A 26,206-nucleotide genomic window follows, 5' to 3' on the forward strand; every position below is an offset into this window, starting at 1 on the left:
CTACCGTGGGTGTCATGACCACAGCACCTCTCACCCCCGCCGCGCCGCGTGAGGCACCCAGCCCCGCGCCGGCGCGCCCCGCGAAGGTGAAATCGCAGATCGCCTCGCCCTCTCGCATCGCCTTCGCCATCGCCCACCTCGCGGCGCTCGGCGTCATCGGCTCCGCGCTCTTCGGATTCCTCTTCTCGCTCCTCGGCCTCGGTCTCGGCTTCCTCCTCGTGATCGGCATCGGGCTGCTCTTCCTCGTGGGCCTCGTCTACGTGCTGTTCGCGCTCGGCTGGCTCGAAACCGCCCGCATCGACGGGCTCTACCACTTCGGTCTCACCCCGAGACGGCTGCGCCGCAGCGGCAGGCCCGGCTTCGGCGGCTGGATCCGCTCCCTGGGCCAGCAGACGATCGATCCCGGCATGTGGCGGGCCATCGCGAACCTCGCCGTGGCCACCCTCCTCGGCGGGATCACCCTCTTCCTCTTCCAGGCGATCTCGAGCGGCATCGTCTTCACCTTCAGCCCGCTCTTCGCCGACGACGGCGTCCTCCGGCTCTTCGGAACGGGTTTCGTCGTCGCGAGCGGCTGGGCGGTCGTCGCCGGCATCCTCGTCGTCGTCCTGGCCGCGGCCGGCATCGTCGGCCTCGCGATCCTGCACGGCGTGCTCGCCCGGGCGATCATGGTGCCCTCCCGCGAAGCACAGCTGGCCGAGGAGGCCCGGACCTCCAACGCGCAGCGGGTCGGCGCGGTCCGCGCCGCCGACGTCGAGCGCACCCGCATCGAACGCGACCTCCACGACGGCGTCCAGCCGCGGCTGGTCTCGGTCGGGATGACGCTGGGCCTCGCCCAGCAGAAGCTCGACACCGACCCGGCCGCCGCGAAAGAGCTCATCGCCGAGGCGCACACCTCCACGAAGGCCGCCATCACCGAGCTCCGGCAGCTCGCCCGCGGCATCCACACGTCGGTCCTCGACGACCGGGGTCTCGACGCCGCTCTTTCCGCCCTCGCGGCGCGATCGGTGGTGCCGGTGCAGCTGGATGTGCGGATGGACGGGCGCTGCTCGCGAGATGCCGAGGCGGCGGCGTACTTCGCCATCGCCGAAGCTCTCACCAACGCCGCCAAACACGCCCGTGCGTCGGAGTGCCGTGTGGTCGTCCGGCTCCGAGACGAGCCGCAGACCGGATCCCGCACCCTGTGGGCCCGGGTCGAGGACAACGGCGTCGGTGGTGCCCAGGTGATCGCCGGTGGCGGCATCGACGGCATCATCAACCGGGTGCTGGCCGCCGGCGGCACCGCGCGACTGGACAGCCCCATCGGCGGGCCCACCTCGGTGGAGGTGAACATCCCATGCGCGTCCTGATCTGCGAAGACTCCGCGCTCCTGCGCGAAGGCCTCAGCCGTCTCCTCGCCGACGCCGGCCACGAGATCGTTGCCGCCCTTCCCGACGCCGAGCACCTCGACGACACGGTGGACGAGGTGGCCCCCGACCTCTGCATCCTCGACGTCCGGCTCCCGCCGACCTGGTCGGACGAGGGCATCCGCGCGGCCCTCTCGCTGCGGGCGCGACTGCCGCAGCTGCCGGTGCTCGTGCTCTCGCAGTACGTGGAGGAGCGCTACGCCGCCGACCTCATCGCCGCGAGCGGCGGGGCCCTCGGCTATCTGCTGAAGGACCGGGTCGCCGATGTCGGGGAGTTCCTCGACGCGGTCGGCCGGATCGGCGAGGGCGCCACCGTCCTCGACCCCGAGGTCGTCGCGCAGCTGCTGGCCCGACGTCGCCGGGACGAGCGGATGCAGCGGCTCACCGACCGGGAATCCACGGTGCTGGCCCTCATCGCCGAAGGGCGATCGAACCAGGCCATCGCCCGCACGCTGCACGTCAGTGAGGGGAGCGTCGAGAAGCACATCACCGCGGTCTTCCAGAAGCTCGACCTCGAACCCGACGACTCCGGCAACCGCCGGGTGCTCGCCGCCCTCGCCCATCTCGAACACGGCGGCCCCGCCGCCCCCACACCGCGTCCGCAGAGCGGACCCTTTCAGACAGGAACGAACCGATGAGTACCGTCCCTCCTCCGGCCCCGGAGCCGGAACAGCCCACTCCGCCGACCGGGTCCGAGCGCCCGACCCGGCCGGACGCGCCCCGTTCCGCCGCGCCCCGCGTGGTCGCGACCCTCGTCGGCGCCTTCGGCGCCCTGGTCATCCTCGGAACCCTGGGCACCGCCGCTGTGGGGACGGCTTCGGCTGCCGTCACCGGTGGCGGCGGCGGGAGCAGCTCCAGCGACAGCACCGTCGACGCCACCGGGGTGACCGAGGTGGAGACCGAGGTGGGAGCCGGGAGCCTCAGGATCGAATTCGCCGACGTCGATGAGGCCACCCTCGAGGTGACGCGCGGGTGGGGCGCCGATCAATGGCGCCTCGAGCGCGTCGAAGACACCATCCGGGTGTCCTCGCCTGACCGATGGTGGGGCGGATGGATGTTCGGTGACCGGTCGGAGGCGGTGCTCACCCTTCCCGACACCCTGGAGGGGCTCGACGCCGACCTGACGATGAACGCGGGCGACCTCCGGGTCGTCGACGGTGACTTCGGCGAGCTCGACCTCGACCTCGGCGCGGGCAGCATCGACATCACCGGCTCTGCCCGTTCCGTCGACGCGACGGTGTCGGCCGGTCAGGCCGACCTCGAGCTGTCAGATGTCGCCGAAGCGGACGTCACGGTCAGCGCGGGCGACATGGACCTCGTCCTCACCGGTACGCAGCCGGGCCAGATGACGTTCGACGTCAGCGCGGGACGGGTGACCGCGACCGTGCCCGAAGGCGAGTACGACATCACCTCCGAGGTCTCCGCAGGCGACTTCGATAACGGCCTCGGCTCGACCCCGGGCGCCCGCAGCACCGTCGAGGTCAGCGTCACCGCCGGTCAGGTGGAGCTGCGCGCCGGCTGAGCATCCTCCGCCTCCGCACCGTCGACCCCGGGCTCACCGGGACCGCCGAGGGGTTCCTGACCGGCACGGCCGGCGGCGAACCCCTCGGCGTAGGCTTCGTCGGCGCCGAGGCGGAACATGTCGCGCTCCCACGGCCGCACGATCGACCGCGCACCGGGGAGATCGAGGTCTCCGACCAGGTCGCCACGGCCGCGGACGACGGCGACGGGTCGGCGTCCGACCTTCCCCTTCACCAGATCCGCGGCGGCGCACAGTTCGTCGGCGACGCACGGCATCGTCACGGCGAGGGGCCGGCCCTCGGCATCGGTCGTCCCTCTGAGGTCTTCGAAGACGGCCACTCCGCCGGCGCCGATGGCGTGATCGGTCTGACCTTCGCGCCATGCGCGTCCGAGCGTGTCGGAGATGAGCACACCCACGCGCACGCCCAGGCGTGCGCGCAAGCCCGCCGCGAGTGCCCGGGCGGACCGGTCGGGGTCTTCGGGCAGAAGCAGCACCGTCCCCTCGGGGGTGTTGGACGCATCCACCCCGGCCGCGGCGGCGATGATGCCGAGACGATTCTCGACGATGCGGGTCACGTGTCCGCTCGGACCTTCGCGCCGCGCGACCACCCGCACCGACTCCGCGGTGATGGCGTCCTCGCGATCGTCTGCCTGGACGAACCGGCCCTCGGCCTTGGACACGACCTTCGAGGTGACCACGACGATGTCGCCATCCTGCAGGGTGTCGGCCGCAGCGGTGCCGATCACCGCGATGAGATCGTCACCCGTGGTGATCTCGGGGATGCCCTCCAGCGCCCAGACGCTCAGCACGGCGGGTTCAGCGGACGAACCGGACCTCGGTGAGCGTCTCGCCGAGGAAGGGCTCGGTGTGCGAGGCGCCGTCGAGGCTGAAGCCGTTGCGCTCGTAGAAGCGGTGCGCACGAGGGTTGTCTTCGGCGACCCAGAGGTACAGGGGCTCACCGTTCTCGACCGCGGCGTCGAAGAGCTTCTGTCCGATCCCCTTCCCGTGATACGCATCGAGAAGGTAGATGAAGTACAGCTCGCGGTTGCGGGGCGCATCTTTGTCGCGGGCCGGTCCCGAGCCGACGAACCCGACGATCTCGCCGTCGACCAGGGCCGCGCTCATCTTGAACTCGGGTCCCTGGACCGCCCAGTGGGTCCACAGTTCGGCCAGCCGGCGGGGGGAGATCTTCTCCAGCGCCGCCTTGCTGATCACCTGGTCGTAGGTCTCATGCCAGCATGTGGCGTGCACCTGGCCGAGAGCGACGGCATCGACGTCTCGCACCGGCCGCACCACGACATCCGTTCGCAGTTCAGCGTCCATGGCCAGACTCTACGCGCGGGTTCCGACGTCGCGAAATCGAGCGGGATGCCGCAGGAAAACTGTCGATCCTGCACAACCGAATCGGCGGAATCATCGTTCCTGGCTACGATCCGAGACCGTGAACGTCCTCTGGCGCACCCTGCTCGTCCACCTCCTCGCGCGCCTGCGCCTCCGTCGTGAGGGGTGGTTGACCTTCCAGGACGTCGGGCGCATCCGGCTGACCACCCTGCCGACCGACATCGACGTGCTGCGCCACATGAACAACGGGCGGTACCTGTCTCTGTTCGACCTCGGTCGCTGGGACCTGCTGGTGCGCACCGGGATGGTCGACGCGATGCGCAGGCACGGGTGGTACGGGGTGGTCTCGAGCGAGACCGTCACCTTCCGCAAGTCGCTGGAGCTCTGGCAGCGCTTCGAACTCCAGACCAGGATGCTGGGACACGACGATCGCGCGCTCTACCTCGAGCACCGGGCGCTGGTACGCGGTGAGATCTACGCGAGGGCCATCATCCGTATCCGGATGCTGAAGCGGTCGGGCGGAACCCTTCCCCACGAGGAGCTGTTCGCCGCGGTCGGTCGCCCCGAAGGGATGCCGGACGTCGAGCCCTGGGTGCACGACTGGGCCGCGGCATCCGCTCTGCCCTCGACCCGTCAGCCGGCGCCCAGCGACTGGAACTGACCCGGTCTACTCTTCCGGTTCGGGGACGATCGTCAGCCCGCCCGGTGAATTCGCCGACTTGGACAGTGCGTCCAGCCACGCGGGGTTGAGCTTGGGCGTGCGGCTACCGAAGTACTCGAACGCCACCGGGATGTTCGGGCTCAGCCACACCGAGGTGCGGCCCATTCCGTTGCGGGTGGGGTCGGTCCAGGTGAAGGAGAACTGCTCGCCACGGCGGAGCTTCGACCAGACCACGGCCTGCAGGTGCGCCAGGACACGGTCGTCCAGCGCGACGGTCAGTTTGGAGTCGTAGGTCAGAGTTCCCATCGTGACCAGCGTAATCTGCCGCGGGGCCGCAGCGATCAGGTCGGCATGATCCGGGGTGCGTGTCGCATTATAGGTACGTTGCGCCCGTTTGTCTGGTGTTGCTCGAAATGGGCATACTTGTGACCCTGAGAGACATGGACCCCTGTGCAACCCTCGCCACCGAGTTGCGCGCGGCCGTGCCCGCCGGCGGACTCTCCATAGAGTTCCAGCCCATCTTCGACCTCGATGGTTCCGGTCAGCCGGATCGCCCCGTCGCGGTGGAAGCCCTCTGCCGCTGGCATCATCCTCGATTCGGCACGATCTCGCCCGTGCATTTCATCCCCCTCGCCGAGACCCACGGCATCATCGCCGACCTCGGCGCCGCCGTGCTCACCCGCGCCGGCAGACAGGTCGCCGCATGGCAACGTGCCGGTCACGATCTGGGCCTGTCGGTGAACGCTTCGCCGTCGGAGTTCTCGGCTGCGTGGGTCGACACCGTCGCCCAGCGCGTCGACGAGCTCGGGCTGTCGGCGGGCAGTCTCACGATCGAGATCACCGAGTCGCCCGCGCCGCAGTTGCTGCCGCGCGTGCTCGCGGTGCTCGAGCGTGCCCGTGCAGCCGGCCTCGGCCTCTCGATCGACGACCTCGGCGCCGGCGACACCACGACCCCCATGCTCGACGCGCTGCCGCTGACCGAGGTGAAGATCGACCGGTCACTGACCCAGCGGGCCGATGCCGAGGCGGATGAGGCGGTCGCCGCCGCGGTCGAGCAGGCGCGGCGGAACGAATGGTCCGTCGTGGCCGAGGGGATCGAGACTCACGACGACCTCGAGCGCGCGCGTCGCCGGGGGTGCGACCGGGGCCAGGGGTTCCTCCTGGGTAAGCCGATGCCTGCGTCGGAGCTGACCGCTCTGCTGTCGGCCTGACCGGTCGCGACGACCCCGCCAGAAGAGGCGTCGAGCGACCGAGCGGATGATCGGGGGCCGTCAGATCCCGCTGTAGTCGTCGATCACCATGTCGGTGTCGTCGTGGGTGCTGCCGTGGGCCTGCTCGGACGGGACGTCGATCTGCGTCCAGGTGACGGGCATGCCGGGGGAGAAGAGGATGTCGATGCCCGGGCCTCCGCGCAGCGGCGGGATGTTCACATACCCGCCCCCGGCCTTGATGGCGTCGAGGATCTTGCCCTTGAGCTCGGTGACCGGGTCGGGAAGGAAATAGTCACGCCCGTCGACGGTGAGTCGGTTCACGATGGCCATCGCACCAGAGTACGGGAACGCGTCACGACGAACGTAGGATCGACAACGATGGGTACCTTGCACTATGGCGCGCCTTCGGTCGCCGTTCCGATCGATGACCGCACGCTCGCGCACCTCGAACTCGTGATCGTGGCCAAGCTCCGCCGACGTGAGAGCACGTCGCTGGCCGTGATCGACGACGACACCAACCGGCGCCAGGCGCTGTGGATCTCGCCCGCGAGCACGCTCCGCTTCGAATACGACGGGCCCATGCCCGAGATCAACAAGGCCTGGCTGCAGGACCTCGTCGACTCGGCCAACTCGCCCGGTGGTCTGCGGCTCCTGCCCGAACCCGGCGCCTGAGCTCGTCACCGGCGCCGATGCGCCGGCTAGCGCGAGACGCGACCGCGCCCGGCGCGCTTGGCGCGGTACATCGCCGCGTCGGCGGCTTCCAGCAGCTCTGACGAGGTCGGCCGCTGGGCTGCGGCGACAACCCCCGCCGACGCCGTCATCCGGATCGACAGATCCTCGACCACGACCGGCTCAGCGAGGGCGAGGAGCGCGCGCTCGGCGATCGTGTGCGCGTCGGCCTCGTCCACCTCACGGCAGATGAGGATGAACTCGTCGCCACCGAAACGAACGATGACGTCCTCGGATCGGGCGCTGTGGGTCAGGCGCTTGCTCACGGCCACGAGCACCGCGTCGCCGACCTCGTGCCCATGGGTGTCGTTGACGGCTTTGAAGTCGTCGAGATCGACGAAGATCATGGCGACGCCGTGCTCGGTCTCGCGCAGGAGCTCCTCGAGCCGGTCGTCGAGGAATCGGCGGTTGTGAAGACCCGTGAGCGGGTCGTGGAATGCCAGCTCGGCGAGTTCCGCTTCGTTTCGTCGTTCCATGGCCGCGCGGATGTCGAGGGCCAGGTCCTCGGCGTCCTTCACCAGGTCGCCCCACGGGAGGCTCCGCCCCGTGACGCTCTCCTTCCACGCCGAGAACGACCGACGCGGCGACAGCGGGTGGTCGCGATTTCCGGCGGTCTGATCTCCCAGCCAGTTCACCTCGCGCGTCACCTCGCCGCGCACGAATACGAGGCAGTCGTTGGGCTCCCCGAGCGAGACGCTGAGGATCCCGGCGACACCGGGGATCTCGACCGCGAGCTCGGGACGCTCGATCGGCAGCGCCTCCGAGCTGAAGGGTGCGGTACCGAGGTCATCGACGACCGCGCCGAGCAGCTCGGGTTCGGGCACGTCGCCGATCGTGCGGGCCACGCCGCCCAGGCGCAGGTAGGCGCCGTCGGCCGGCACCGCGTCGAGCACGGTCTTCGGCCCGTCCAGAAGCGCCGCGTGCACGTCGAGTGCGCCGTAGAGCGGTGCGACGACCGCAGACCGGCGCTCTCGGGCCGAGAGCTGTCGACGAAGCTCGTCGATCTGGCGGGCCGCGGTGAGCTGCATCGTGACCTGGCTCGCCAGCACCTCGAGCGAACGACGGAGAAGCACCGGCACCCGCCGCACAGTGCGATGCGCGCACGTGAACATGCCGACGAGTCGGTCATCGGCGACGAGCGCGAACGAGACCGTGGCTGCCTGGCCCATGTTGCGCATGAACTGCAGGTGGTGCGGTGACACGGCCCGCAGCTCGGTGGTGGTCAGGTCGAGGGGGCCCAGCTCAGGGAGGAGGGTGACCAGCGCCTTGCCGTCGTCGTGGGTGTCGACGATCGCCCGCGATCGCTTCTGCAGGTAGAGGGCGCGCGCCTGCGGGGGGATGTCGGATGCGGGGAAGTGGAGACCCAGGTACGACTCCATATCGGGTTCGCGCTCGTCCGCGACGATCTCGCCGTGGCCGTCGTCGAAGAAGTCATAGCACATCACCCGGTCGAAGCCCGTGATGGCCTTGATCTCGGCGGCGGCCCGCCGGCGCAGCTCAGTGGCGTCGACGATCCCTGCGAGGCGCTGGATCGCGGTGACGACGCCGGTGCGCACGTACTCCAGGTCGGGGACTGTCGGCTCGAGCTCGATGATGACGGGGTCGCTGCCTCGGTGCACGATCGCGTCGTGCTCGGCGTCGTTGAAGCGCACCCGGATCGGGTCGAGCGCGACGCCGTGCGCGTAGGCGTCGCGGAGCCGGTCGTCGCCGATCTCATTGATCGTGAGCCCGAGGACGTCGGCAGCATCCTCGCTGGCGACCATGACCGTGTCGGTCTGCGCGTCGACCGCGAGCAGGGTGCCGAACGACTGGATGCGACCGGGGGTGGCGAGCGGCTCAGTCGAACATTCGAGGAGCCGCTGATGCTCGTCCGGACCCCACGCGCTGTCCGTCGGGGTGAATGGGGTGGTGTTCACCTGTGCCTTCCCTTGCGAGAAGAGTCCGCCCGAAGCGACGCCACAATCCGCGCAGCGTCCATGGTAGGCATAATTCCTCCTACCGCAGGGCCGCCCGGTGCACAAGCGCCTTCCCCGCAGCCCTTGCACGCGGTTCGGTGGGAACGTGGACACCACTACTCTCATCTGGGTCGTCGTCGCCGTCGTCGCCGTTCTCGTCATCGCGGGGATCGTCATCGGGCTGGTCGCTCGCCGGCGCTCCACCGCGCACCGTGAGGCGCAGCATCGCAAAGCCGAGGAGATCCGCGAGAAGGCTCGCGAGTCCGAGATCTCGGCTCAGGAACGCGAGGCCGAGGCAGCGCGGGCACGCGCCGATGTCGCTGCTGCGACCGCCGACGCCGAGCGCGCGAAAGCCGATGCCGCCCGAGCGGAGGTCGAAGCGCGCCGGCGACAGGGTGACATCGCCGAGCACGAGGCGGATGCTGCCGAGAGACGAGCCGAATACGAGGAGAGCCTGGCCAAGGCCGATGAGATCGATCCGCTGGTGAGCGACCGGGAGCGGACGGCGCCCGCCGACCATGCAGGAGACGAGCCGGCGCCGGCCGCCGACCGTCGATACGATCGGCACGATGGCCCGCTCATCGACACCGGAGAGGGTGACAGGACGGACCGGACCGACACGCGCACAGACCGTCGCGATCCCGGCGCAACCGGGGCGTGATCGCGTTCTAGTCTGGATGCCATGGTGACCGACCCCTTTCGGGGCAATACCGACCTGGCGGCATCCGGCGACGATCTCGCCGAGAGCGCCGTGCAACTGGCGCAACGGTGGATCACCGAGAGCGCCCAGGTCGATGTCGACCCCTCCGCCGCCCGCCTCGCCGGTGTTCTGAAAGACCCCAACGGTCTGCCCTTCACGATCGGGTTCGTCGACGGCGTGATGCGTCCGGAGAGCCTCGGCGCCGCGGCATCCCAGCTCCATCGTGTCGCGCCGCTGGTGCCGGACTTTCTGCCCTGGTATCTGCGCGGCGCCGTGCAGGTCGGCGGTGCGGTCGCTCCGGTGCTGCCGACGCCGGTGGTGCCTCTGGCACGTCGGGCGCTCCGCGAGATGGTGCGCCACCTCATCGTCGACGCCCGGCCGAAGAAGCTCGGCCCCGCCATCGCCGAACTGCGCGCGTCCGGCGCGCGGCTGAATCTGAACCTGCTCGGTGAAGCCGTCCTCGGCGAGGACGAGGCACTGCGCCGACTCGACGGGATTCACGACCTCATCCGCCGACCCGACGTCGACTACGTCTCGGTGAAGGTGTCGGCGATCGCCAGTCACATCTCCATGTGGGCCTTCGACGAGGTCGTCGACAAGGTCGTCGACCGGCTCATGCCTCTCTACCTGTCGGCGGCGTCGGATGGCACCTTCATCAACCTCGACATGGAGGAGTACCGCGACCTCGACCTCACCATCGCGGTCTTCACCCGCATCCTCGAAGACCCGCGTCTCGCCGATCTCGACGCCGGGATCGTGCTGCAGGCCTACCTCCCCGATGCGCTTCCGGCTCTGCGGGAACTCACGGCGTGGGCGCGGGCGCGCGTGCGCGGGGGAGGCGCGGGCATCAAGGTACGCCTGGTGAAGGGCGCGAACCTCGCGATGGAGAGGGTCGACGCGGTCATGCACGGCTGGGAGCTGGCGACCTACGGCTCGAAGCTCGACAGCGACGCCAACTACCTGCGCTGCCTCGACGAGGCGCTGCGCGCCGAGAACGCCGCCGCCGTGCGGGTGGGTGTCGCCGGGCACAACCTCTTCGACATCGCCTATGCGTGGCTGCTCGCCGGCGAGCGCGGGGTGCGCGACCGGGTCGAGTTCGAGATGCTCCTGGGCATGGCGCAGGGTCAGGTCGAGGCGGTCTCGCGCGAGGTCGGCCCGGTGCTGCTCTACGTGCCGGTCGTCGCCCCCGACGAATTCGACGTCGCCATCAGCTACCTCGTCCGCCGACTCGAAGAGAACGCCTCGAGCGAGAACTTCCTCTCCGCGGCGTTCGACCTCGCCGACGACCCCGCCCTGTTCGAGCGTGAGCGCGAGCGATTCCTCGCCTCGGTGGCGCGCGCGAGCGACCCCGATCTGCCGACGGGTCCGAACCGGACCCAGGATCGCACCGGTTCCGGAAACGACGACAACAGCGCGACGGATGCCGCCCGAGGCGCCCTGCTGAGACCGACGCCGGAGGCCGACGACGACGGGCTGACCCGCGAGGTGCTCGGGATCGCCCGCTCGGTCTCGGTCGACCCGGGAGAGACCATTCCGATCGCGCCCGAGGTCGGCGGGATCCTCTTCGGTGGCCAGGAGATCGTCGAGACCGCGGTGTACGCGGCACGCGAGTCGGGACCCGCCGCGCTCGGCGCACCCGGTTTCGCGAACGCGCCGGACTCCGATCCCGCGCTTCCCGCCAACCGAGGGTGGGCGCGCGAGATCCTCGGTCGCGTCTCGGGGTCGCAGGCGGGCGTCGGTACGATCGCGGCGGCACGGCTCGAGGACGCCTCGGAGGTCGAGGCCGTCATCGACCGAGTGCGGTCCGCGGCGGAGGCCTGGGGCGCGAGGGCAGCCGCTGACCGCGCCGAGGTGCTCGCCGCGGCCGGCCGGGCACTGGAAGCGCGCCGCGCGGAACTCATCGAGGTCGCCGCGTCGGAGACCGGGAAGGTCTTCGCCGAGGCCGACGTCGAGGTGAGCGAAGCGATCGACTTCGCCCACTACTACGCCGCCACCGCTCGCGAACTCGACCGGGTCAGCGGTGCGGTCTTCGTACCGGCGCGACTCACGGTGGTCGCGCCGCCCTGGAACTTCCCCGTCGCCATCCCCGCCGGCGGGGTGCTCGCCGCACTCGCCGCAGGGTCGGGCGTGGTCTTCAAGCCCGCGCCGCAGGCGCGCCGCTGCGCCGCCGTGGTCGCCGAGGCGCTGTGGGAGGCGGGGGTGCCCCGCGATGTGCTCTCCCTGGTCGACATCGAGGAGGGCGAGCTCGGACAGCGCCTCATCTCGCACGAGGGCGTGGATCGCGTCATCCTCACCGGCTCGTGGGACACCGCCGCCCTGTTCCGCTCCTGGCGGCCCGATCTGCCGCTCCTGGCCGAGACCAGCGGCAAGAACGCGATGATCGTCATGCCGTCGGCAGACCTCGACCTCGCGGCATCCGATGTGGTCAAGAGCGCCTTCGGGCACGCGGGCCAGAAGTGCTCGGCAGCGTCGCTGGTGATCCTCGTCGGGCCCGTGGCCCGCTCGCAGCGATTCCTGCGGCAGCTGGTCGATGCCACGACATCGCTGCGCATCGCACCGCCCACCGACCCGCTCGCCGAAGTCGGCCCCGTGATCGAGGCGCCGCGGGGCAAGCTCGACTGGGCTCTCACCACCCTCGACGAGGGGGAGAAGTGGCTCGTCGAGCCACGCGCGCTCGACGCGTCCGGGGAGTACGAGGGGCGCCTGTGGCGGCCGGGCATCCGCACCGGCGTCAGGCCCGGGTCGCGGTTCCATCGCGAGGAGTTCTTCGGGCCCGTGCTCGGCGTCATGCAGGCCCGTTCGCTCGCCGAGGCGATCGAGCTGCAGAACGCCGTCGACTACGGGCTGACCGCAGGGCTGTACACCCAGAGCCCCGACGACCTCGCGGTCTGGCTGGAGCGCGTCGAGGCCGGCAACCTCTACGTCAATCGCGGCATCACCGGCGCGATCGTGCAGCGGCAGCCGTTCGGCGGGTGGAAGCGATCGTCGGTGGGGGCCGGCGCCAAGGCCGGGGGACCGAATTACCTCATCGGACTCGGATCGTGGCGGCCCTCCACCGGGGCGCCGCCCTCGGCGACCCTGCACCTGCGTGGGCTGGATTCGCGCATCACGACGCTGATCGAGGCGGCGCAGCCGACGCTCGACTACCAGGCCTTCGAGTGGCTGCGACGCGGGGCGCTGTCGGACGCCATCTCGTGGGACCGCGAATTCGGTCGGGTCAAGGACGTGTCGCAGCTCGGTGTGGAGCGAAACCTCTTCCGCTACCGCCCCGTCGGCGTCGCCGTCCGGGCGACCGGAGATGCCCCGTGGCAGGCGCTCCTGCGCGTGATCGTCGCGGCGCTTCGCGCCGGGTCGGAGGTCACCGTCAGCGCACCGGTGGGCATGCCGGCGGGGGTCCGCCGCGTGCTCGGCGAGGAGCAGGTGTCGGTGTTCGTCGAGAGCGACGAGGAGTTCGAGGCCCGCGTGGTCGAGGCGCGCCCGGCGCGCGTGCGGCTGGTCGGGCCGCCGGCCTCCGTCAACGCGGCGCACGCGGCGCTCGCCGACGCCCTCGCGGGCGACCCCGACGTCGCGGTGTACGCCGGCGAGGTCACGACGGCGGGCAGGATCGAGCTGCTGCCGTTCCTGCGCGAGCAGTCGGTGACCATCACCGCGCACCGCTTCGGCAACCCCGACCCCTGGTCGGCCGAGGTCATCTGATGCCCCGTGAGGTCCGTCGCCTCGAGGCGACGGACGTCGAAAGGATCGAGGCGGAGGAACCCGCGGGCCAGGGCTTCGTCCGCGCGATGTGGAAGCTGCAGCAGCGTGACGAGTCCGTCCTGATCGTCGCCTGGGTCGACGGGATGCCGGTCGGCTCAGCGCAGCTCGATCTGCGGACCGATCCGTGGGAGGTGAAGAACCTCAACGTCGACGAGCGCGCTCGCGGCGAGGGGATCGGAACCGCGCTGATGGCGGAGGCCGAACGGCTGGCCGCCCCTTCCGGGCGCCTGAGCGTCGGCGTCGGTGTCGACAACCCTCGGGCGCGTGCCCTCTACGAGCGGCTCGGGTTTCGCCCGACCGGACAGGAGAGCGCGACGACGTACGAGTACGTGGATGAGCGCGGCGTGCGCCGCACCGCCACCGAGACCGACGTGCTGCTGATGAAGGACCTCGCGGCCGCTCCTTCCGCCTGAGCGAGGGTCGCGCTGTCCCGAACTCCTGCAGATCGGGCGTCGGCGTGGCCTGCAAACGCCGACCGACGGTCTCCATGTCGGTTCTGCAGGAGTTGAGGACAGCGGCCGCCGGCGCAGCTCCTCAGATTCCGCGCCGAACCGGCAAGAAACCGCCGTCGCCCGGGCGCGCGGCCCCGATTCTGAGGGGTCGTGCAGGTCAGCGCCCCGCCGCGACGCGCGATGTAAAAGATTCTTGACACCCGCGGCGTCCGGCCCTACGGTGAGTGTCAAGAATCTTTGACATCGGAGGTCGCCATGGCGTACATGGAGCGGACGATCTGGGCCCAGCTCATCGCGAGCGTCGTGGGCCTCGTGGTCTACCTGTCGCTCGTCGTGCCGCAGCTGTTCACCACCCCGGTCGGCGAGATCGCCTGGGTGTGGCCGATGATCGGGACCATCGTCGGCGCCATCGTCCTGTCGATCGTCCTCAGCATCGTGTGGGGCATGGTCGCACGGATGCGCGATCCCGAGCTCGAGCACACCGCCGACCAGCGCGATCGCGAGATCGAGCGGTTCGGCGAGCGGATCGGCCAGAGCTTCCTCGCGATCGGCAGCATCATCGCGCTGGTCCTCGCGATGGTCGAAGCGCCCTGGTTCTGGATCGGCAACGCCCTGTTCCTCGGGTTCTTCCTCTCCGCGGCACTCGGAGGCATGGCGAGGCTCGGCGCCTACCGGACGGGCCTGCCGTGATGGTCCGCCCCACGAAGGTCACCAACACCATCCGCGCCGTCCGCGAGGCCGCCGGGATGACGCAGGCCGAGGTCGCCCGCCGCGTGGGCGTCACGCGCCAGACCCTCATCGCCATCGAGCAGGGACGGTACTCCCCGACGCTCGAGCTCGCGTTCCAGCTCGCCCGCGTCTTCGACGCGCGCCTCGACGACCTCTTCCACTACCCCGACACGCCGGAGGACTGACATGACCACCCACACGATCCCGCAGACCATGACGGCTTGGCGCCAGCACGCCTACGGGCCGGCCGCCGTCGTGCAGGCCGAAACGATCCCTGTCCCCACCCCCGGTCGCAAGGAGGTGCTGCTGAAGGTCGCCGCCGCGTCGCTGAACTCCGGTGACATCCACCTGATGCGCGGCGAGCCGCGCGTGGTCCGGCTCTTCTTCGGGCTGCGACGCCCACGCACGCGGGGCCGGGGGATGGATGTCGCGGGCACGGTCGTCGCGCTCGGCGCCGACGTGACGGGGCTCGCCGTCGGCGATCTCGTCGTGGGGGCCGGCGACGAGACGCTGGCGGAGTTCGTCACGGTGAAGGCCGAGCGACTCACCGCGCTGCCGGCGGGCCTCGACCCGGTCGTCGCCGCGACGCTGCCGATCGCGGGCAACACCGCGACGACGATCCTCGACACCTGTCGGGTCGGGGCGGGGTCGACCGTGCTGCTCGTCGGAGCCGGGGGCGGAGTCGGCACCCTCACCGCCGCGCTCGCCGTCGCGCGCGGCGCGGAGGTGTGGGCGACCTGCGGTGCGCGGGCCGAGCAGACCCTCCGAGATCTCGGGGCCCTGCGCGCCCTCGATTACCGCACCCACGACATCGCCTCCCTTCCCGCCGCAGCCTTCGACGCCGTCGTCGACATCGCCGGCGAACTCCCGCTCGAGGCGCTCCGCGACCGTCTCCGCGACGGCGGTACCGTCGCCCTCGTCGGGGGCGACGGTCATCCCTTCTGGGGACCGTTCCCACGGATCATCCGCTCGCTCTTCCTCAGCCGCCGCGCGCGGCGGTTCCGTTCGGTCACGGCCGTGACGAAGACCCCGGTGACGGCTGAGCTCGTGAGGATGACGGCGGCCGGCGTCATCCGTCCCGTCATCGAGAGGACCTACCCCCTGACTGAAGCCGGAGCAGCGATCGCCCATGTCGACGCCGGGCACACGGTGGGCAAGGTCGTGGTCGTCGCCGACTGAGCGCGGCGTCCCAGGCGCCGGCAAGGGTGCCGTGGCACAATGGTCCCGGCGTGCCCGGGTCGACGGCTTCGAAGCCCCGCCGGGCCTCTGGACAGCGTCCGCCGCACCTTCGCAAGGAGACCGATGTCCACTCAGAACACCGCGCCGACCGTCGAGGCCACCGCCGCCACCGCGAGCTCCACGGGGCGCATCGCTCAGCACCGCCGGTACCTCATGTGCCGGCCCGAGTTCTTCACCGTGAGCTACACCATCAATCCCTGGATGGAGCCGGCGAACCCCACCGACACCGCCAAGGCCGTCCGGCAGTGGCAGGCTCTCTACGACGCCTACCTCGAGCTCGGCCACGAGGTGGAGCTGATCGACCCCATCGAGGGCCTCCCCGACATGGTCTACACCGCCAACGGCGGGTTCCTCATCGACGGCATCGCCTACGGCGCGAAGTTCCGCTTCGACGAGCGGGTGCCCGAGGGGCCGGCGTTCATGGAGTGGTTCCGCGACAACGGGTACGACGTCGTCGTGCCCCGCGAGGTCAACGAGGGTGAGGGTGACTTCCTGCTCGTCGGCGACACCATCCTCGCCGGCACCGGCTTCCGCTCGACCGGTGACAGCCACCGCGAGGTGGGCGAGGTCTTCGGCAAGGAGGTCGTCTCGCTGAACCTCATCGACCCGCGGTTCTACCACCTCGACACCGCGATCGCGGTTCTCGACCCGGTCGAGGGACCGGGCGGGGTCGAGCGGGCGAACATCGCCTACCTCGAGCATGCGTTCGACGAGCGCGGCCAGGCGATCCTCGCCGAGCGTTATCCCGACGCGATCCGGGTGTCGGATGACGACGGCGCGGTGTTCGGGCTGAACTCGGCCAGCGACGGCTACAACGTCATCATCTCCCCGCGGGCGACCGGCTTCGAAGCGCAGCTGCGCGAGCGCGGCTACAACCCGATCATGATCGACCTGTCCGAGCTCCTCCTCGGCGGTGGCGGGATCAAGTGCTGCACCCTCGAGCTCCGCCGCGGGACGGAGGGATCGTGAGCATCTCCGAACTCCCGACCGACACCGCGACCCTGCGGGTGATCGACGCCGAGGAACAGCACCTCGCCCACAACTACCACCCGCTGCCCGTGGTGGTCTCGCGCGCCGAGGGCGCGTGGGTCACCGATGTGGAGGGCAAGCGTTATCTCGACCTGCTGTCGGCGTACTCGGCACTGAACTTCGGCCACGGTCACCCCGCCATCGTCGCTGCCGCCCGGGAACAGCTCGCCCGTGTGACCCTCACCAGTCGCGCGTACCACAGCGACCGGTTGGGCGCGTTCGCCGCTGCACTCGCGGAGCTCTGCGGGAAAGACCTCGTGCTGCCGATGAACACCGGCGCCGAAGCGGTGGAGACGGGCATCAAGGTCGCGCGCGCGTGGGGCTATCGCGTGAAGGGCATCGCCCCGGATGCCGCGACGATCGTCGTCGCGCACGGGAACTTCCACGGGCGCACCACCACGATCGTCGGCTTCAGCGACGACCCGGTCTCGCACGATGACTTCGGCCCGTACGGCGGCGGGTTCGTGCACGTCCCGTACGGCGACGCCGCGGCGATCGAGGCCGCGATCGACGAGAACACCGCGGCAGTGCTCATCGAGCCGATCCAGGGCGAGGCGGGGGTCATCATCCCGCCTGAGGGGTACCTCCGCGCGGTGCGGGAGATCTGCACCCGGCGCGGCGTGCTGTTCATCGCCGATGAGATCCAGTCGGGGCTCGGACGCGTGGGAACGACCTTCGCGTGCGACCGCGAAGAAGTGGTGCCCGACGTCTACCTGCTCGGCAAGGCGCTCGGAGGCGGCATCGTGCCGGTGTCGGCCGTCGTCGCCGACCGGGACGTCTTGGGCGTCATCCGCCCGGGTGAGCACGGGTCGACCTTCGGCGGCAATCCGCTGGCCGCCGCGGTCGGAGCGCGGGTGGTCGAGATGCTGCAGACCGGCGAGTTCCAGAAGCGCGCCGCCGCCCTGGGCGAGCACCTCGAGGCGGGGCTCGCCGAACTCGTCGGGCACGGCGTCACGCAGGTGCGCATCGCGGGGCTCTGGGCCGGGATCGACATCGACCCCGCCGTGGGCACCGGCCGCGAGGTCGCCGAGCGCCTCCTCGCGCGCGGCGTCCTGGCCAAGGACACCCAGGGGCAGACCCTCCGGATCGCGCCGCCCCTGGTCATCCGCGCGACCGAGCTGGACTGGGCCGTCGAGCAGCTGAAGCTCGTCCTCGCGGGCTGAGCCGCGTCAGAAGACGTCGACGGGGAACTCGTGCCAGCCCGTCGCGCCGTCGGGTACGACGCCGGCGACCTCGGAGGTCTGCGTCTCGCCGAGCGCGTTCGTGGCGCGGCAGCGCAGCACATGACGCCCCGCGGTCGCCCGCCACGGCAGGCTCCACTGCACCCACGTGTCATCCGAGATGGCGGTCGCGAGGGTCGCCTCCTCCCACGGCCCGTCGTCGACCTGCACCTCGACGCGCGAGACGCCGACGTGCGGCTGCCAGGCGACGCCCGCGATGACCGTGTCGCCCGCGCTCAATCCCTGGCCGGGACGCGGCACGTCGATGCGTGACTGCAGCTTCACCGGGCCGCGCTCCGACCACCCGCGATCGGTCCAGTAGGCAGTCGCCCGATCGAACCGGGTGACCTCGAGGTCGACGACCCACTTCGTCGCCGAGACGTAGCCGTACAGCCCCGGCACGACCATCCGCACGGGGAACCCGTGTTCGAGGGGCAGGGGCTCGCCGTTCATCCCGACGGCGAGGATCGACCATCGATCGGGGTCGGTGAGCGCCTCGAGCGGCGTCGAGGCGGTGAAGCCGTCGATGGAGCGCGAGAGCACCATGTCGGCATCTGCCGTCGGGCGGGCCCGGGCGAGGAGCTCCCGGAGCGGGTAGCCGAGCCACCGTGCGTTGCCGATGAGGGTGCCACCGACCTCGTTCGACACGCACGACATCGTGGCGTACCCCTCCTCCAGCGGCAGGGCGACGAGCTCGTCCCACGTCAGGGTGACCTCGTTCTCGACCATTCCATGAATCCGCAGCGACCAGTCGGCGGGGTCGACCTGCGGCACCACCAGCGCGGTGTCGATGCGATAGAAGGACGCGTTCGGCGTGATGACGTCGGCCAGCCCTGCGATGTTCAGCTCGGCACCGGCGGGGATGGGGGATGCCGCGACCGCAGGTGCCGGCAGACGCAGAGCCGACCGAATCGCCGCCACCGCACGGCTGCCGCCGCTGACCAGCGTCGCACCGAGGACGGCGACGAGTCCGATCGCGGCCGCACCTCCCGTCCAGGCGAGGAAACGCCGGCGGTCCATCTGCGGGGAGTGGTCGAGCGGAGCGTCCCGGGTCGCCGCGTCTGATCGGTCGATCGGCTGCGCGGGCAACATCCGCACCAGCATCCGCAGCGTCACGGCCATCGTGCCGCCGGCGATGAGAGAGGGGAGCCAGGACAGCGGCCCGGCGTCGGCGCGGGTGAGCGCCACGGCGGCGCCGATGACCCCGAGAGCGACGCCGATCACCACACCCATCGGAGGGCGGCGGCGCTCGAGCAGACCCGCGATGGCGGCGACCGCGAGCAGGACCACAGCGATTCCGGTCAGCAGCGCGATCTTGTCGGCCGTTCCGAACCACGCGATCGCGGTGTCTTTGGCCCAGGGCGGAGCGGCGTCGATCAGGGCGCCGCCGATGGCGGCGAAGGGACTGGATGACGGCGCGATGAGCGCTGCCGAGAGTTCGCCGAGGCCCGCTCCGAGAAGAGCCGCGACGGCACCGGCCGCCGCGGCGAGCCATCCGTCCCGGGTTCCTGCGCGATGTGCCCTCGCCACGGTTTCGAGCCTACGGCGCCCCGCGCCGCCGGGCGCGGGGCTGGTGATTACGGAAGGCTTACGTCGATCTCGGGTTGACGCGGCGCGGCCGTTCTGCCTACGGTGCTCGTGCCGAGAAAGCGCCTCCCCCCACGATCCGGCGCGCTCGTCCTGCTGAACGCCGCCGTTTCCGATCGACAAGGACGTCACGTTGCCTCGCCATGCCCCCTTCGTCCGCGTGAGCGCGACGGCCGCCGCCGTGGCCCTGCTGCTCACCGGTGTCTCACCCGCCGCCCATGGGGCGGAGTCCCTTGAGACCTTCCGCGATTTCGAGTCCGGAACCTCCGACCACATCCAGTGGGGATCGGCCGGAGCGGGGGTGCAGACCGTTGCCGACGCCGGCACGGGCTCGTACCCCGATTCCGGGCCGAACACCCACGTGCTCAGCTACGGATTCGACGTGTCCGCCGCCGGCGCATTCGGCGGCATCGGGTTCGAGCCGCCCGCCGATGTGCCCGCCCTGGACTGGGCGGCCTACGACGGCGTGCAGTTCTGGATGCACGGCGACGGTACGCAATCCAGCATCCAGGTGGAGATCATGGATGCTGCGAGCGCCGACGCCGGCGTCTCCGACCGGTGGGACACGGTCGTGCCCGTCGGCAACGGGTGGAGCCTCGTGAAGCTCCCCTGGTCGGCATTCGGATTCGCCACCGACTACCAGGACGGCGGCGCACCGAATGACGGCACGCTCGACCTCGACTTCGTGCGCGGTCTGCTGTTCCCCGCGAACGCGGGAGCTGCGACCGTGAAGATGGACGCCATCTCGCTGTTCTCCGCCGACGGACCGGTCGCCGCGACCGTCGGCTTCGACCGCACCGCGACGAGCGTCACCGAGGGCGAGACCGCGACCCTTCCGGTCTCGCTCAGCCGCGCGGCCGAAGGTCCTGTCACCGTCGAGGTCGTCACCTCCGACGGCACCGCGATCGCGGGGACGGACTACACCGCGGTCGCCGAGACGATCACGATCCCCGCGGGGACGACCGGCGTCGACGTCGAGGTGGGTACCACTGCCGACGAGGAGGTCAACGGCAACCGCACGCTGACCGTGTCGCTCGCGACCCCGGCGGGCGCCGATCTCGGTGTCTCGACCGCGACGATCACCATCCGCGACGACGACGCCGCGCCCGCGGCGCCGATCTCGCTCCTGACCGACACCGTGGAGGATTTCGAGGCGGAGTTGGTGTTGGGGGATCCGGCGGCGGTGCCGCCGTTGGGGTGGTTCGCGGCGCAGGGTGCGGGGAATGTGCCCTCGATCGAGCGGGTGGCGGATGCGACGCGTCCGGGTGCTGCTGAGGGCAATGACGTGCTGCAGCTGGGCTTGGACACGTCGTCGTGGGCTGTGGTGATCGACAACTTCACCGATGGGACCTCGTGGGTGCCGCAGGACTGGTCGGCGTACCGGGGTGTGGGGTTCTGGATGAAGGGCACGAACTCGGGTGCGCCGATGTTCGTGGATCTGCTCGACAACCGCAACCCCGGTTCGACGGTGGATGACGCGGAGCGGTTCTCGGTGCAGTTCGTCGACGATTTCACCGGGTGGCGGTTTATCGAGCTGCCGTTCGAGGACTTCGCCCGCAAGAACATCGGCAACGGGGCGCCCGATGACGGTCTCACCCTGACCGAGGTGCACGGGTTCGGGATCGGCGTCGAGCAGACCTCCACACCTGTGACCCCCATCATCCGACTCGACGACATCGCACTGGTGGAGTACCAGCAGACGGTGGAGGATTTCGAGGCGGAGTTGGTGTGGGGGGATCCGGCGGCGGTGCCGCCGTTGGGGTGGTTCGCGGCGCAGGGTGCGGGGAATGTGCCCTCGATCGAGCGGGTGGCGGATGCGACGCGTCCGGGTGCTGCTGAGGGCAATGACGTGCTGCAGCTGGGCTTGGACACGTCGTCGTGGGCTGTGGTGATCGACAACTTCACCGATGGGACCTCGTGGGTGCCGCAGGACTGGTCGGCGTACCGGGGTGTGGGGTTCTGGATGAAGGGCACGAACTCGGGTGCGCCGATGTTCGTGGATCTGCTCGACAACCGCAACCCCGGTTCGACGGTGGATGACGCGGAGCGGTTCTCGGTGCAGTTCGTCGACGATTTCACCGGGTGGCGGTTTATCGAGCTGCCGTTCGAGGACTTCGCCCGCAAGAACATCGGCAACGGGGCGCCCGATGACGGTCTCACCCTGACCGAGGTGCACGGGTTCGGGATCGGCGTCGAGCAGACCTCCACACCCGTCACCCCCGTCATCCGACTCGACGACCTGACCCTGGTCGGTCAATCGGATGCCAACCGTCCGCTGCAGCTGAACTTCGCCCGATCGACCTTCGTCGTGGCCGAGGGTGACACCGCTGCGGTGGAGCTGCGACTGTCGCGGGTGTCGGAGGAGGACGTGACGGTCTCGTACGCGACCGAGGTCGCCGAATACCGCACCTCGACCGAGGACCTGCCGGCGACGGCGGACCGCGATTTCGTCCCGACCAGCGGCACGGTCACAATCCCGGCAGGTGAGCAGTCGGCCGTAATCGAGGTCGCGACGATCGACGACGACAAGGCCGAGGTCGACGAGACGTTCGTCATCCGCCTGTCCGAGCCTGTCGGCGCCGAGCTCGGGATGTCGGCGATCGGACGGGTGAGCATCACCGACACCGACGTCGCCCCCGACGGCATGCTCGAGGACTTCGAGTCGGGCGCGGGTCTGCTGCGTCCCACCGGCGAAGCGGAAATCTCAACGCGCGAGATCGCCGCGGGCGACGACGGCGCGTATGAGGGCCAGTCGTCGTTCGAGAACGTGCTCGACATCGAGGGCGCGGGCGGGTTCGCGCGCGAACTCGAGCAGTCGCAGGACTGGTCGGCCCGCGAGGGTCTCGGGTTCTGGTACCGGGGCGCCGGCGACGGGCGAACGGTGACGGTGGGCCTCGACGACGGCACCGCCGAGCGCGTCGGGCCCGAGGGCTGGGAGCTGGCGTGGTCGGATGAGTTCGATGCCCCGGCAGGGACGCCCGCAGACGAGCGCTGGTGGACCTACGAGACGGGAGGCTGGGGCTGGGGCAACGACGAGCTGCAGTACTACACCGACTCGACCGAGAACGCTGCGCACGACGGTGAGGGCAGCATGGTCATCACCACGCGTGCCGTGGAAGACCCTGCGGCCTCGGGCCTCGAGTGCTGGTACGGACCGTGCGAATACACCTCTGCTCGCCTCATCACCGAGGGCAAGGTCGAAGCGCTCCACGGTCGCATCGAGGCGCGGGCGCAGATGCCCGACGGTGAGCCGGGGATCTGGCCGGCGATCTGGTCGCTCGGAAACGACTTCCGCGACGTCGGATGGCCGCAGACGGGTGAGATCGACGTGATGGAGTACGTCGGGAAGCTTCCCGACGAGATCTTCGGAACGATCCACGGTCCGGGCTACTCCGGCGGCAACGCCTACGGTCAGACCTACGACTTCGGCGAGGACCTCAGCAATCGCTGGCTGACCTTCGCGGTGGAGTGGGAGCCCGAGGAGATCCGCTGGTACGTCCAGCTCGAGGACGGGGAGGAGATCCTTTTCCACACCGCCACGCCCGAGGACGTCGCGCCGTCGGAGTGGGTGTACGAGCACGCATTCACGTTCCTGATGAACATGGCCGTCGGCGGCAACTTCGGCGGACCGCTGGGCGCCGACCTGACCTTCCCGCAGGAGCTGAAAGTCGATTACCTGCGTGTCTTCCAGGCACCGGATGACGCGGAGCGCTTCCGTGCCTCGTTCACCGACGACGTCGCCGGCTGGCGATACGTCGATGTGCCCTTCGACGCCTTCGAGCGCAGCGATGAGCAGCCTGAAGGTGCGCCTGACGACGGACTGCAGCTGACGTCGGTCTCGGGCTACCGCGTGTCGACCGATCACGCGGAGGCGGTAGCTGTGGACCGCCTTCAGGTGCTGACGGAGATCACGGACCCCGTCTCGGGTGTGGATCCGGGCCCCGACCCCGGCCCCGACCCGGGAACCGATCCCGGCGCCGGCCAGCCCGGCGTGCCCGGCGCCGGCGCTCCCGGCCAGCCCGCGGCCGGCGAAGGTCCGAGAGGCGTCCTGGGCGCGACCGGCGCCGAGGGGCCGTGGGCGGCAGTCGCTGCCGGGCTGACCCTGCTGCTGGCGGGTCTGGTCCTGGCCCTGCGTCGAATCGTGCGTCGACATGATCTCGGAGGCTCCGAGGTCTGAGGCGACCCGAGGGCGCCGCGCCGGTCTTCCCGACGGTGCGGCGCCCCGGGCGTTTCGCCGCGGCATCCGGATGCGAAAGAGTAGCCCCATGGCGGCACGGCACGGCGAACGCATCGAGACGGTGCGGCGCCCCGATACCTCGGATGCGCCGGCCTTCGACCTCACCTACGTGCGCTCGGGGCCCCGGGGCGCGACGCCGGTCGTCATCCTTCCGGGCGGCCCGGGCCTCGCCTCGGTCCGCCCCTACCGCAGCGTCCGCCGGATCGCCACGGGCGGCGGGCTGGACGTCGTCATGGTCGAGCACCGTGGCGTCGGCCTCTCGCGGACCGACCTCGCCGGAGCGGCCCTTCCGCCGTCGGCGATGCGCATCCTGGCCGTGCTCGACGACGTCGCTGCGGTCCTCGACCATGAAGGCATCGAACGCGCTGTCGTGGTCGGTTCGTCGTACGGCAGCTATCTGGCATCCGCGTTCGGCGCGCGGCATCCCGACCGTGTCGAACGGATGCTGCTGGACTCGCCCCTGCAGTCCACGGGCGACATCGCGCTCGAGCGGCAGCGCGTGCGTGAACTGTTCTGGGACGCGGGCGATCAGCTCTCGGCCGATGTGCGCACGCTCGTGGACCGCGGTGAGGACGAGCGGTCGGTGCTCGACGTGGTCCGCGCGGCGTACGAGCTGGCGGGGCCCGAGCTGGCCGCCGCACTTGCGCGCCGGCGGATGCGGCGCGGGCCGCCGCTGACCTGGAAGGCGCTCGAGGCGTACGCCGGCCGCGGCGACGACATCGCCCGCATCCCCGGGGTGTACGAATTCGACCTGGCCGGGGTGATCGCCTTCCGCGAGCTCGCCTACGGAGCGCCGCTCGACGGCCTGCCGCTGGACCCGGCCTCGACCTACGCGCCGCTGGCGCCGCGGTTCCCCGCGTTCGCGGGGGAACCCTACGACCTCCCCGCGCAGATCCCCGCCTTCACCTGGCCCCTGGTCGTCCTCAGCGGCACACGAGACCTCCGCACCCCGCCGGCGATCGCCGAGCGGACCGCCCGGAGAGCCCGGGACGCCGTGCTCGTCACGCTCGAGAACGGACACAGCGCGCTGGACACCCACCCGGTCGCCCTCCTGAACGCCGTCCGCCGGCTCGTGCGGGGCATGCAGCACCGCCTCCCCGATGAGAGCGGCGTGCTCGAGCGGCTGCCACGCCGCGGCGCGGGTGCGCGCCTTCCGGCCCTGCTCCAGGCGATGTCGCGCGCGGAGGGACTCCTCGGTCGCTGAACGCGCGAGTCAGACCCGACCGGCGTGGACCGCGTCGAGTGCGGCGGCGTCGGCGGAGCTCATCCCGTCGATCGGCTCGCCGTTCCACACGATGTCGTCGCCCAGGGCGGCGAGGATCTCCTTGCGGTCACCGTGCTGGATCTTCGCCCCGTGGACGATGGTCGCGGGGCTCCACATCATCGCCAGGCTGTCGTGCCAGCCGCTTCCGACATCTTTCACGTGCAGCAGGTCGTGCAGCGAGGTCGGCAGGTGCGACAGCGGTTCGGCGAAGCAGTCGGCGACCACCGCGAGCGTGATCTCCCGCTCCGCGCCGGGCTGGGCGACGACGGGCTCGTCGACGTCGCCGGCGAGGGCCCGGTCGACGTCGGCGGCATCGAGCAGGATGACGCCGTTGGTGGGTCGCGGGTTGCATTCGATGATGCGCAGTCCGTCGCTGTGATCGACGAAGTCGAACGACAGCTGGCCGGTGAACCCCGGATCGAGGGAGTCGACGATGCGCTGGGCGTATCCGAGGGTGTCGGTGCTGTCCACGGCCAGAAAGGCGATCGCCGTGCTGTGCGCCCACTGCTCCGCGGCCACGTACGTCGTGTGGGCTGTCACACGGCCGTCGACGATGATGCTGTACGAGCACACCATCGGCCCGTCGACGAAGGGCTGCACGAGCCAGGGCTGCTCGGGGGTGGGATGACACTCGTCCACCGGCGTCTTGCCGGCGAGGGGGCCGGTGTTGGTCAGCAGACCCACGCCGCCGCGTGAGAACGCCGCCCGGGCGAAGTAGCGGGGGAAGCGGGCGATGGTCTCGACGAGCTCCTCGTCGCTGGTGACCACCACCGTCTCGGGGATCGGGACGCCCGCCTCCTCGGCGAGCCGCTGGAAGCTCGCCTTGTCGTGGAGGCGCGCGAGATCGCCGAACGTGCCGGTGAGCACCCGGACACCGTCGGGCAGATCGTCCTGGCGCGCGGCGAGGTAGAAGACCTCCTCGAACGTGGGGATGATGACATCGATCTCGTGCGCGGCGACGAAGGCCGACACCTCGGCGATGAAGGCGTCGGTGGCGAACCGCGGCGACGAGGTCACCAGGTGGCCGGCGGCGAACCGCGAATGGCTGCCGACCGCGCCGCCATAGGTGTCGCTGGCGTAGACGGTGTGTCCGATGCTCCCGAGCTTGCGGATGAGATCCAGCGCGAAGGTGTTGCGGGAGCTGGTGACGAGGATGCGCATGGCGTCCTTC

23 protein-coding genes are annotated in these 26,206 nt (G+C 70.5%); 16 read left to right on the forward strand and 7 right to left on the reverse strand.

The features are described 5' to 3' along the window. Positions 1-14: 14 nt before the first annotated feature. Genes V6S02_RS13780 through V6S02_RS13790 form a run of 3 tightly spaced genes read left to right on the forward strand, consistent with a single transcriptional unit; the run spans position 15 to position 2,925 of the window. Positions 15-1,346, forward strand: a complete 1,332-nt coding sequence (locus tag V6S02_RS13780; protein WP_336401303.1) for a sensor histidine kinase — start codon at positions 15-17, stop codon at positions 1,344-1,346. Beyond that, positions 1,334-2,041 (forward strand): response regulator transcription factor, encoded by a 708-nt coding sequence (locus tag V6S02_RS13785; RefSeq protein ID WP_336401304.1) that lies wholly within the window; start codon positions 1,334-1,336, stop codon positions 2,039-2,041. The genes V6S02_RS13780 and V6S02_RS13785 overlap by 13 nt, the downstream gene beginning before the upstream one ends. Continuing rightward, positions 2,038-2,925, forward strand: a complete 888-nt coding sequence (locus V6S02_RS13790) for a DUF4097 family beta strand repeat-containing protein (RefSeq protein ID WP_336401305.1) — start codon at positions 2,038-2,040, stop codon at positions 2,923-2,925. The genes V6S02_RS13785 and V6S02_RS13790 overlap by 4 nt, the downstream gene beginning before the upstream one ends. Here the strand turns inward: V6S02_RS13790 and cofE are convergent. Then, complete coding sequence (gene cofE / locus V6S02_RS13795; protein WP_124292370.1) at positions 2,901-3,734, reverse strand: coenzyme F420-0:L-glutamate ligase; 834 nt, start codon at positions 3,732-3,734, stop codon at positions 2,901-2,903. The genes V6S02_RS13790 and cofE overlap by 25 nt on opposite strands. Positions 3,735-3,741: 7 nt before the next feature. Beyond that, positions 3,742-4,248: a GNAT family N-acetyltransferase gene (locus V6S02_RS13800; RefSeq protein WP_124292371.1), complete on the reverse strand. Its 507-nt coding sequence runs from the start codon at positions 4,246-4,248 to the stop codon at positions 3,742-3,744. 118 nt (positions 4,249-4,366) lie between these two features. On the opposite strand from V6S02_RS13800, the gene V6S02_RS13805 reads away from it, so the two are divergent. Continuing rightward, a complete protein-coding gene (locus V6S02_RS13805; protein WP_336401306.1) occupies positions 4,367-4,927 on the forward strand; it encodes an acyl-CoA thioesterase in 561 nt (186 codons plus the stop codon). A 6-nt stretch (positions 4,928-4,933) separates the two neighbouring features. On the opposite strand, the gene V6S02_RS13810 is transcribed toward V6S02_RS13805, so the two are convergent. After that, positions 4,934-5,233 (reverse strand): DUF7882 family protein, encoded by a 300-nt coding sequence (locus tag V6S02_RS13810; protein ID WP_124292373.1) that lies wholly within the window; start codon positions 5,231-5,233, stop codon positions 4,934-4,936. A 134-nt stretch (positions 5,234-5,367) separates the two neighbouring features. Here V6S02_RS13810 and V6S02_RS13815 point away from each other — a divergent pair, with 134 nt between their 5' ends. Next, a complete protein-coding gene (locus V6S02_RS13815) occupies positions 5,368-6,138 on the forward strand; it encodes an EAL domain-containing protein (protein WP_336401307.1) in 771 nt (256 codons plus the stop codon). Between the two features lie 60 nt (positions 6,139-6,198). Here the strand turns inward: V6S02_RS13815 and V6S02_RS13820 are convergent, their stop codons facing one another. Next, positions 6,199-6,468 carry a hypothetical protein gene (locus V6S02_RS13820; RefSeq protein WP_336401308.1) on the reverse strand — a complete coding sequence of 90 codons (270 nt, stop codon included), beginning with the start codon at positions 6,466-6,468 and terminating at the stop codon, positions 6,199-6,201. 48 nt (positions 6,469-6,516) lie between these two features. Between V6S02_RS13820 and V6S02_RS13825 the strand changes: the two genes are divergently transcribed. Further along, entirely contained in the window at positions 6,517-6,810 is a 294-nt protein-coding gene (locus tag V6S02_RS13825) for a DUF7882 family protein (protein WP_124292375.1), read from the forward strand. 26 nt (positions 6,811-6,836) lie between these two features. Here V6S02_RS13825 and V6S02_RS13830 read toward each other — a convergent pair whose 3' ends face one another. After that, positions 6,837-8,783 (reverse strand): bifunctional diguanylate cyclase/phosphodiesterase, encoded by a 1,947-nt coding sequence (locus V6S02_RS13830; RefSeq protein WP_235014991.1) that lies wholly within the window; start codon positions 8,781-8,783, stop codon positions 6,837-6,839. Between the two features lie 145 nt (positions 8,784-8,928). On the opposite strand from V6S02_RS13830, the gene V6S02_RS13835 reads away from it, so the two are divergent. From V6S02_RS13835 to rocD, 8 genes are all read left to right on the forward strand, one after another. Continuing rightward, positions 8,929-9,483, forward strand: coding sequence for a hypothetical protein (locus V6S02_RS13835; RefSeq protein WP_336401309.1), 555 nt, complete (start codon positions 8,929-8,931; stop codon positions 9,481-9,483). A gap of 21 nt (positions 9,484-9,504) precedes the next feature. After that, positions 9,505-13,218, forward strand: coding sequence for a bifunctional proline dehydrogenase/L-glutamate gamma-semialdehyde dehydrogenase (locus V6S02_RS13840; protein ID WP_336401310.1), 3,714 nt, complete (start codon positions 9,505-9,507; stop codon positions 13,216-13,218). Further along, positions 13,218-13,691: a GNAT family N-acetyltransferase gene (locus V6S02_RS13845; RefSeq protein ID WP_336401311.1), complete on the forward strand. Its 474-nt coding sequence runs from the start codon at positions 13,218-13,220 to the stop codon at positions 13,689-13,691. The genes V6S02_RS13840 and V6S02_RS13845 overlap by 1 nt, the downstream gene beginning before the upstream one ends. A 276-nt stretch (positions 13,692-13,967) precedes the next feature. Beyond that, complete coding sequence (locus V6S02_RS13850) at positions 13,968-14,420, forward strand: hypothetical protein (RefSeq protein WP_240638773.1); 453 nt, start codon at positions 13,968-13,970, stop codon at positions 14,418-14,420. Then, entirely contained in the window at positions 14,420-14,644 is a 225-nt protein-coding gene (locus V6S02_RS13855) for a helix-turn-helix transcriptional regulator (protein WP_322411068.1), read from the forward strand. Before V6S02_RS13850 ends, V6S02_RS13855 begins: the two co-directional genes overlap by 1 nt. Position 14,645: 1 nt before the next feature. Continuing rightward, a complete protein-coding gene (locus V6S02_RS13860) occupies positions 14,646-15,638 on the forward strand; it encodes an NAD(P)-dependent alcohol dehydrogenase (protein WP_336401312.1) in 993 nt (330 codons plus the stop codon). A gap of 123 nt (positions 15,639-15,761) precedes the next feature. Continuing rightward, entirely contained in the window at positions 15,762-16,667 is a 906-nt protein-coding gene (gene ddaH / locus V6S02_RS13865; protein WP_336401313.1) for a dimethylargininase, read from the forward strand. Then, entirely contained in the window at positions 16,664-17,890 is a 1,227-nt protein-coding gene (rocD, locus tag V6S02_RS13870) for an ornithine--oxo-acid transaminase (RefSeq protein WP_336401314.1), read from the forward strand. The genes ddaH and rocD overlap by 4 nt, the downstream gene beginning before the upstream one ends. A gap of 6 nt (positions 17,891-17,896) precedes the next feature. Here rocD and V6S02_RS13875 read toward each other — a convergent pair whose 3' ends face one another. Further along, entirely contained in the window at positions 17,897-19,477 is a 1,581-nt protein-coding gene (locus V6S02_RS13875; protein WP_336401315.1) for a molybdopterin-dependent oxidoreductase, read from the reverse strand. A 190-nt stretch (positions 19,478-19,667) separates the two neighbouring features. Here V6S02_RS13875 and V6S02_RS13880 point away from each other — a divergent pair, with 190 nt between their 5' ends. After that, complete coding sequence (locus tag V6S02_RS13880) at positions 19,668-23,711, forward strand: carbohydrate binding domain-containing protein (protein WP_336401316.1); 4,044 nt, start codon at positions 19,668-19,670, stop codon at positions 23,709-23,711. 88 nt (positions 23,712-23,799) lie between these two features. Then, positions 23,800-24,975 carry an alpha/beta hydrolase gene (locus V6S02_RS13885; RefSeq protein WP_336401317.1) on the forward strand — a complete coding sequence of 392 codons (1,176 nt, stop codon included), beginning with the start codon at positions 23,800-23,802 and terminating at the stop codon, positions 24,973-24,975. Positions 24,976-24,984: 9 nt separating this feature from the next. On the opposite strand, the gene V6S02_RS13890 is transcribed toward V6S02_RS13885, so the two are convergent. Further along, entirely contained in the window at positions 24,985-26,196 is a 1,212-nt protein-coding gene (locus tag V6S02_RS13890) for a carbamoyl-phosphate synthase large subunit (protein WP_124292385.1), read from the reverse strand. Between the last annotated feature and the right edge of the window lie 10 nt (positions 26,197-26,206).

This window comes from Microbacterium sp. CCNWLW134, from assembly GCF_037083565.1.
GTDB lineage: Bacteria > Actinomycetota > Actinomycetes > Actinomycetales > Microbacteriaceae > Microbacterium.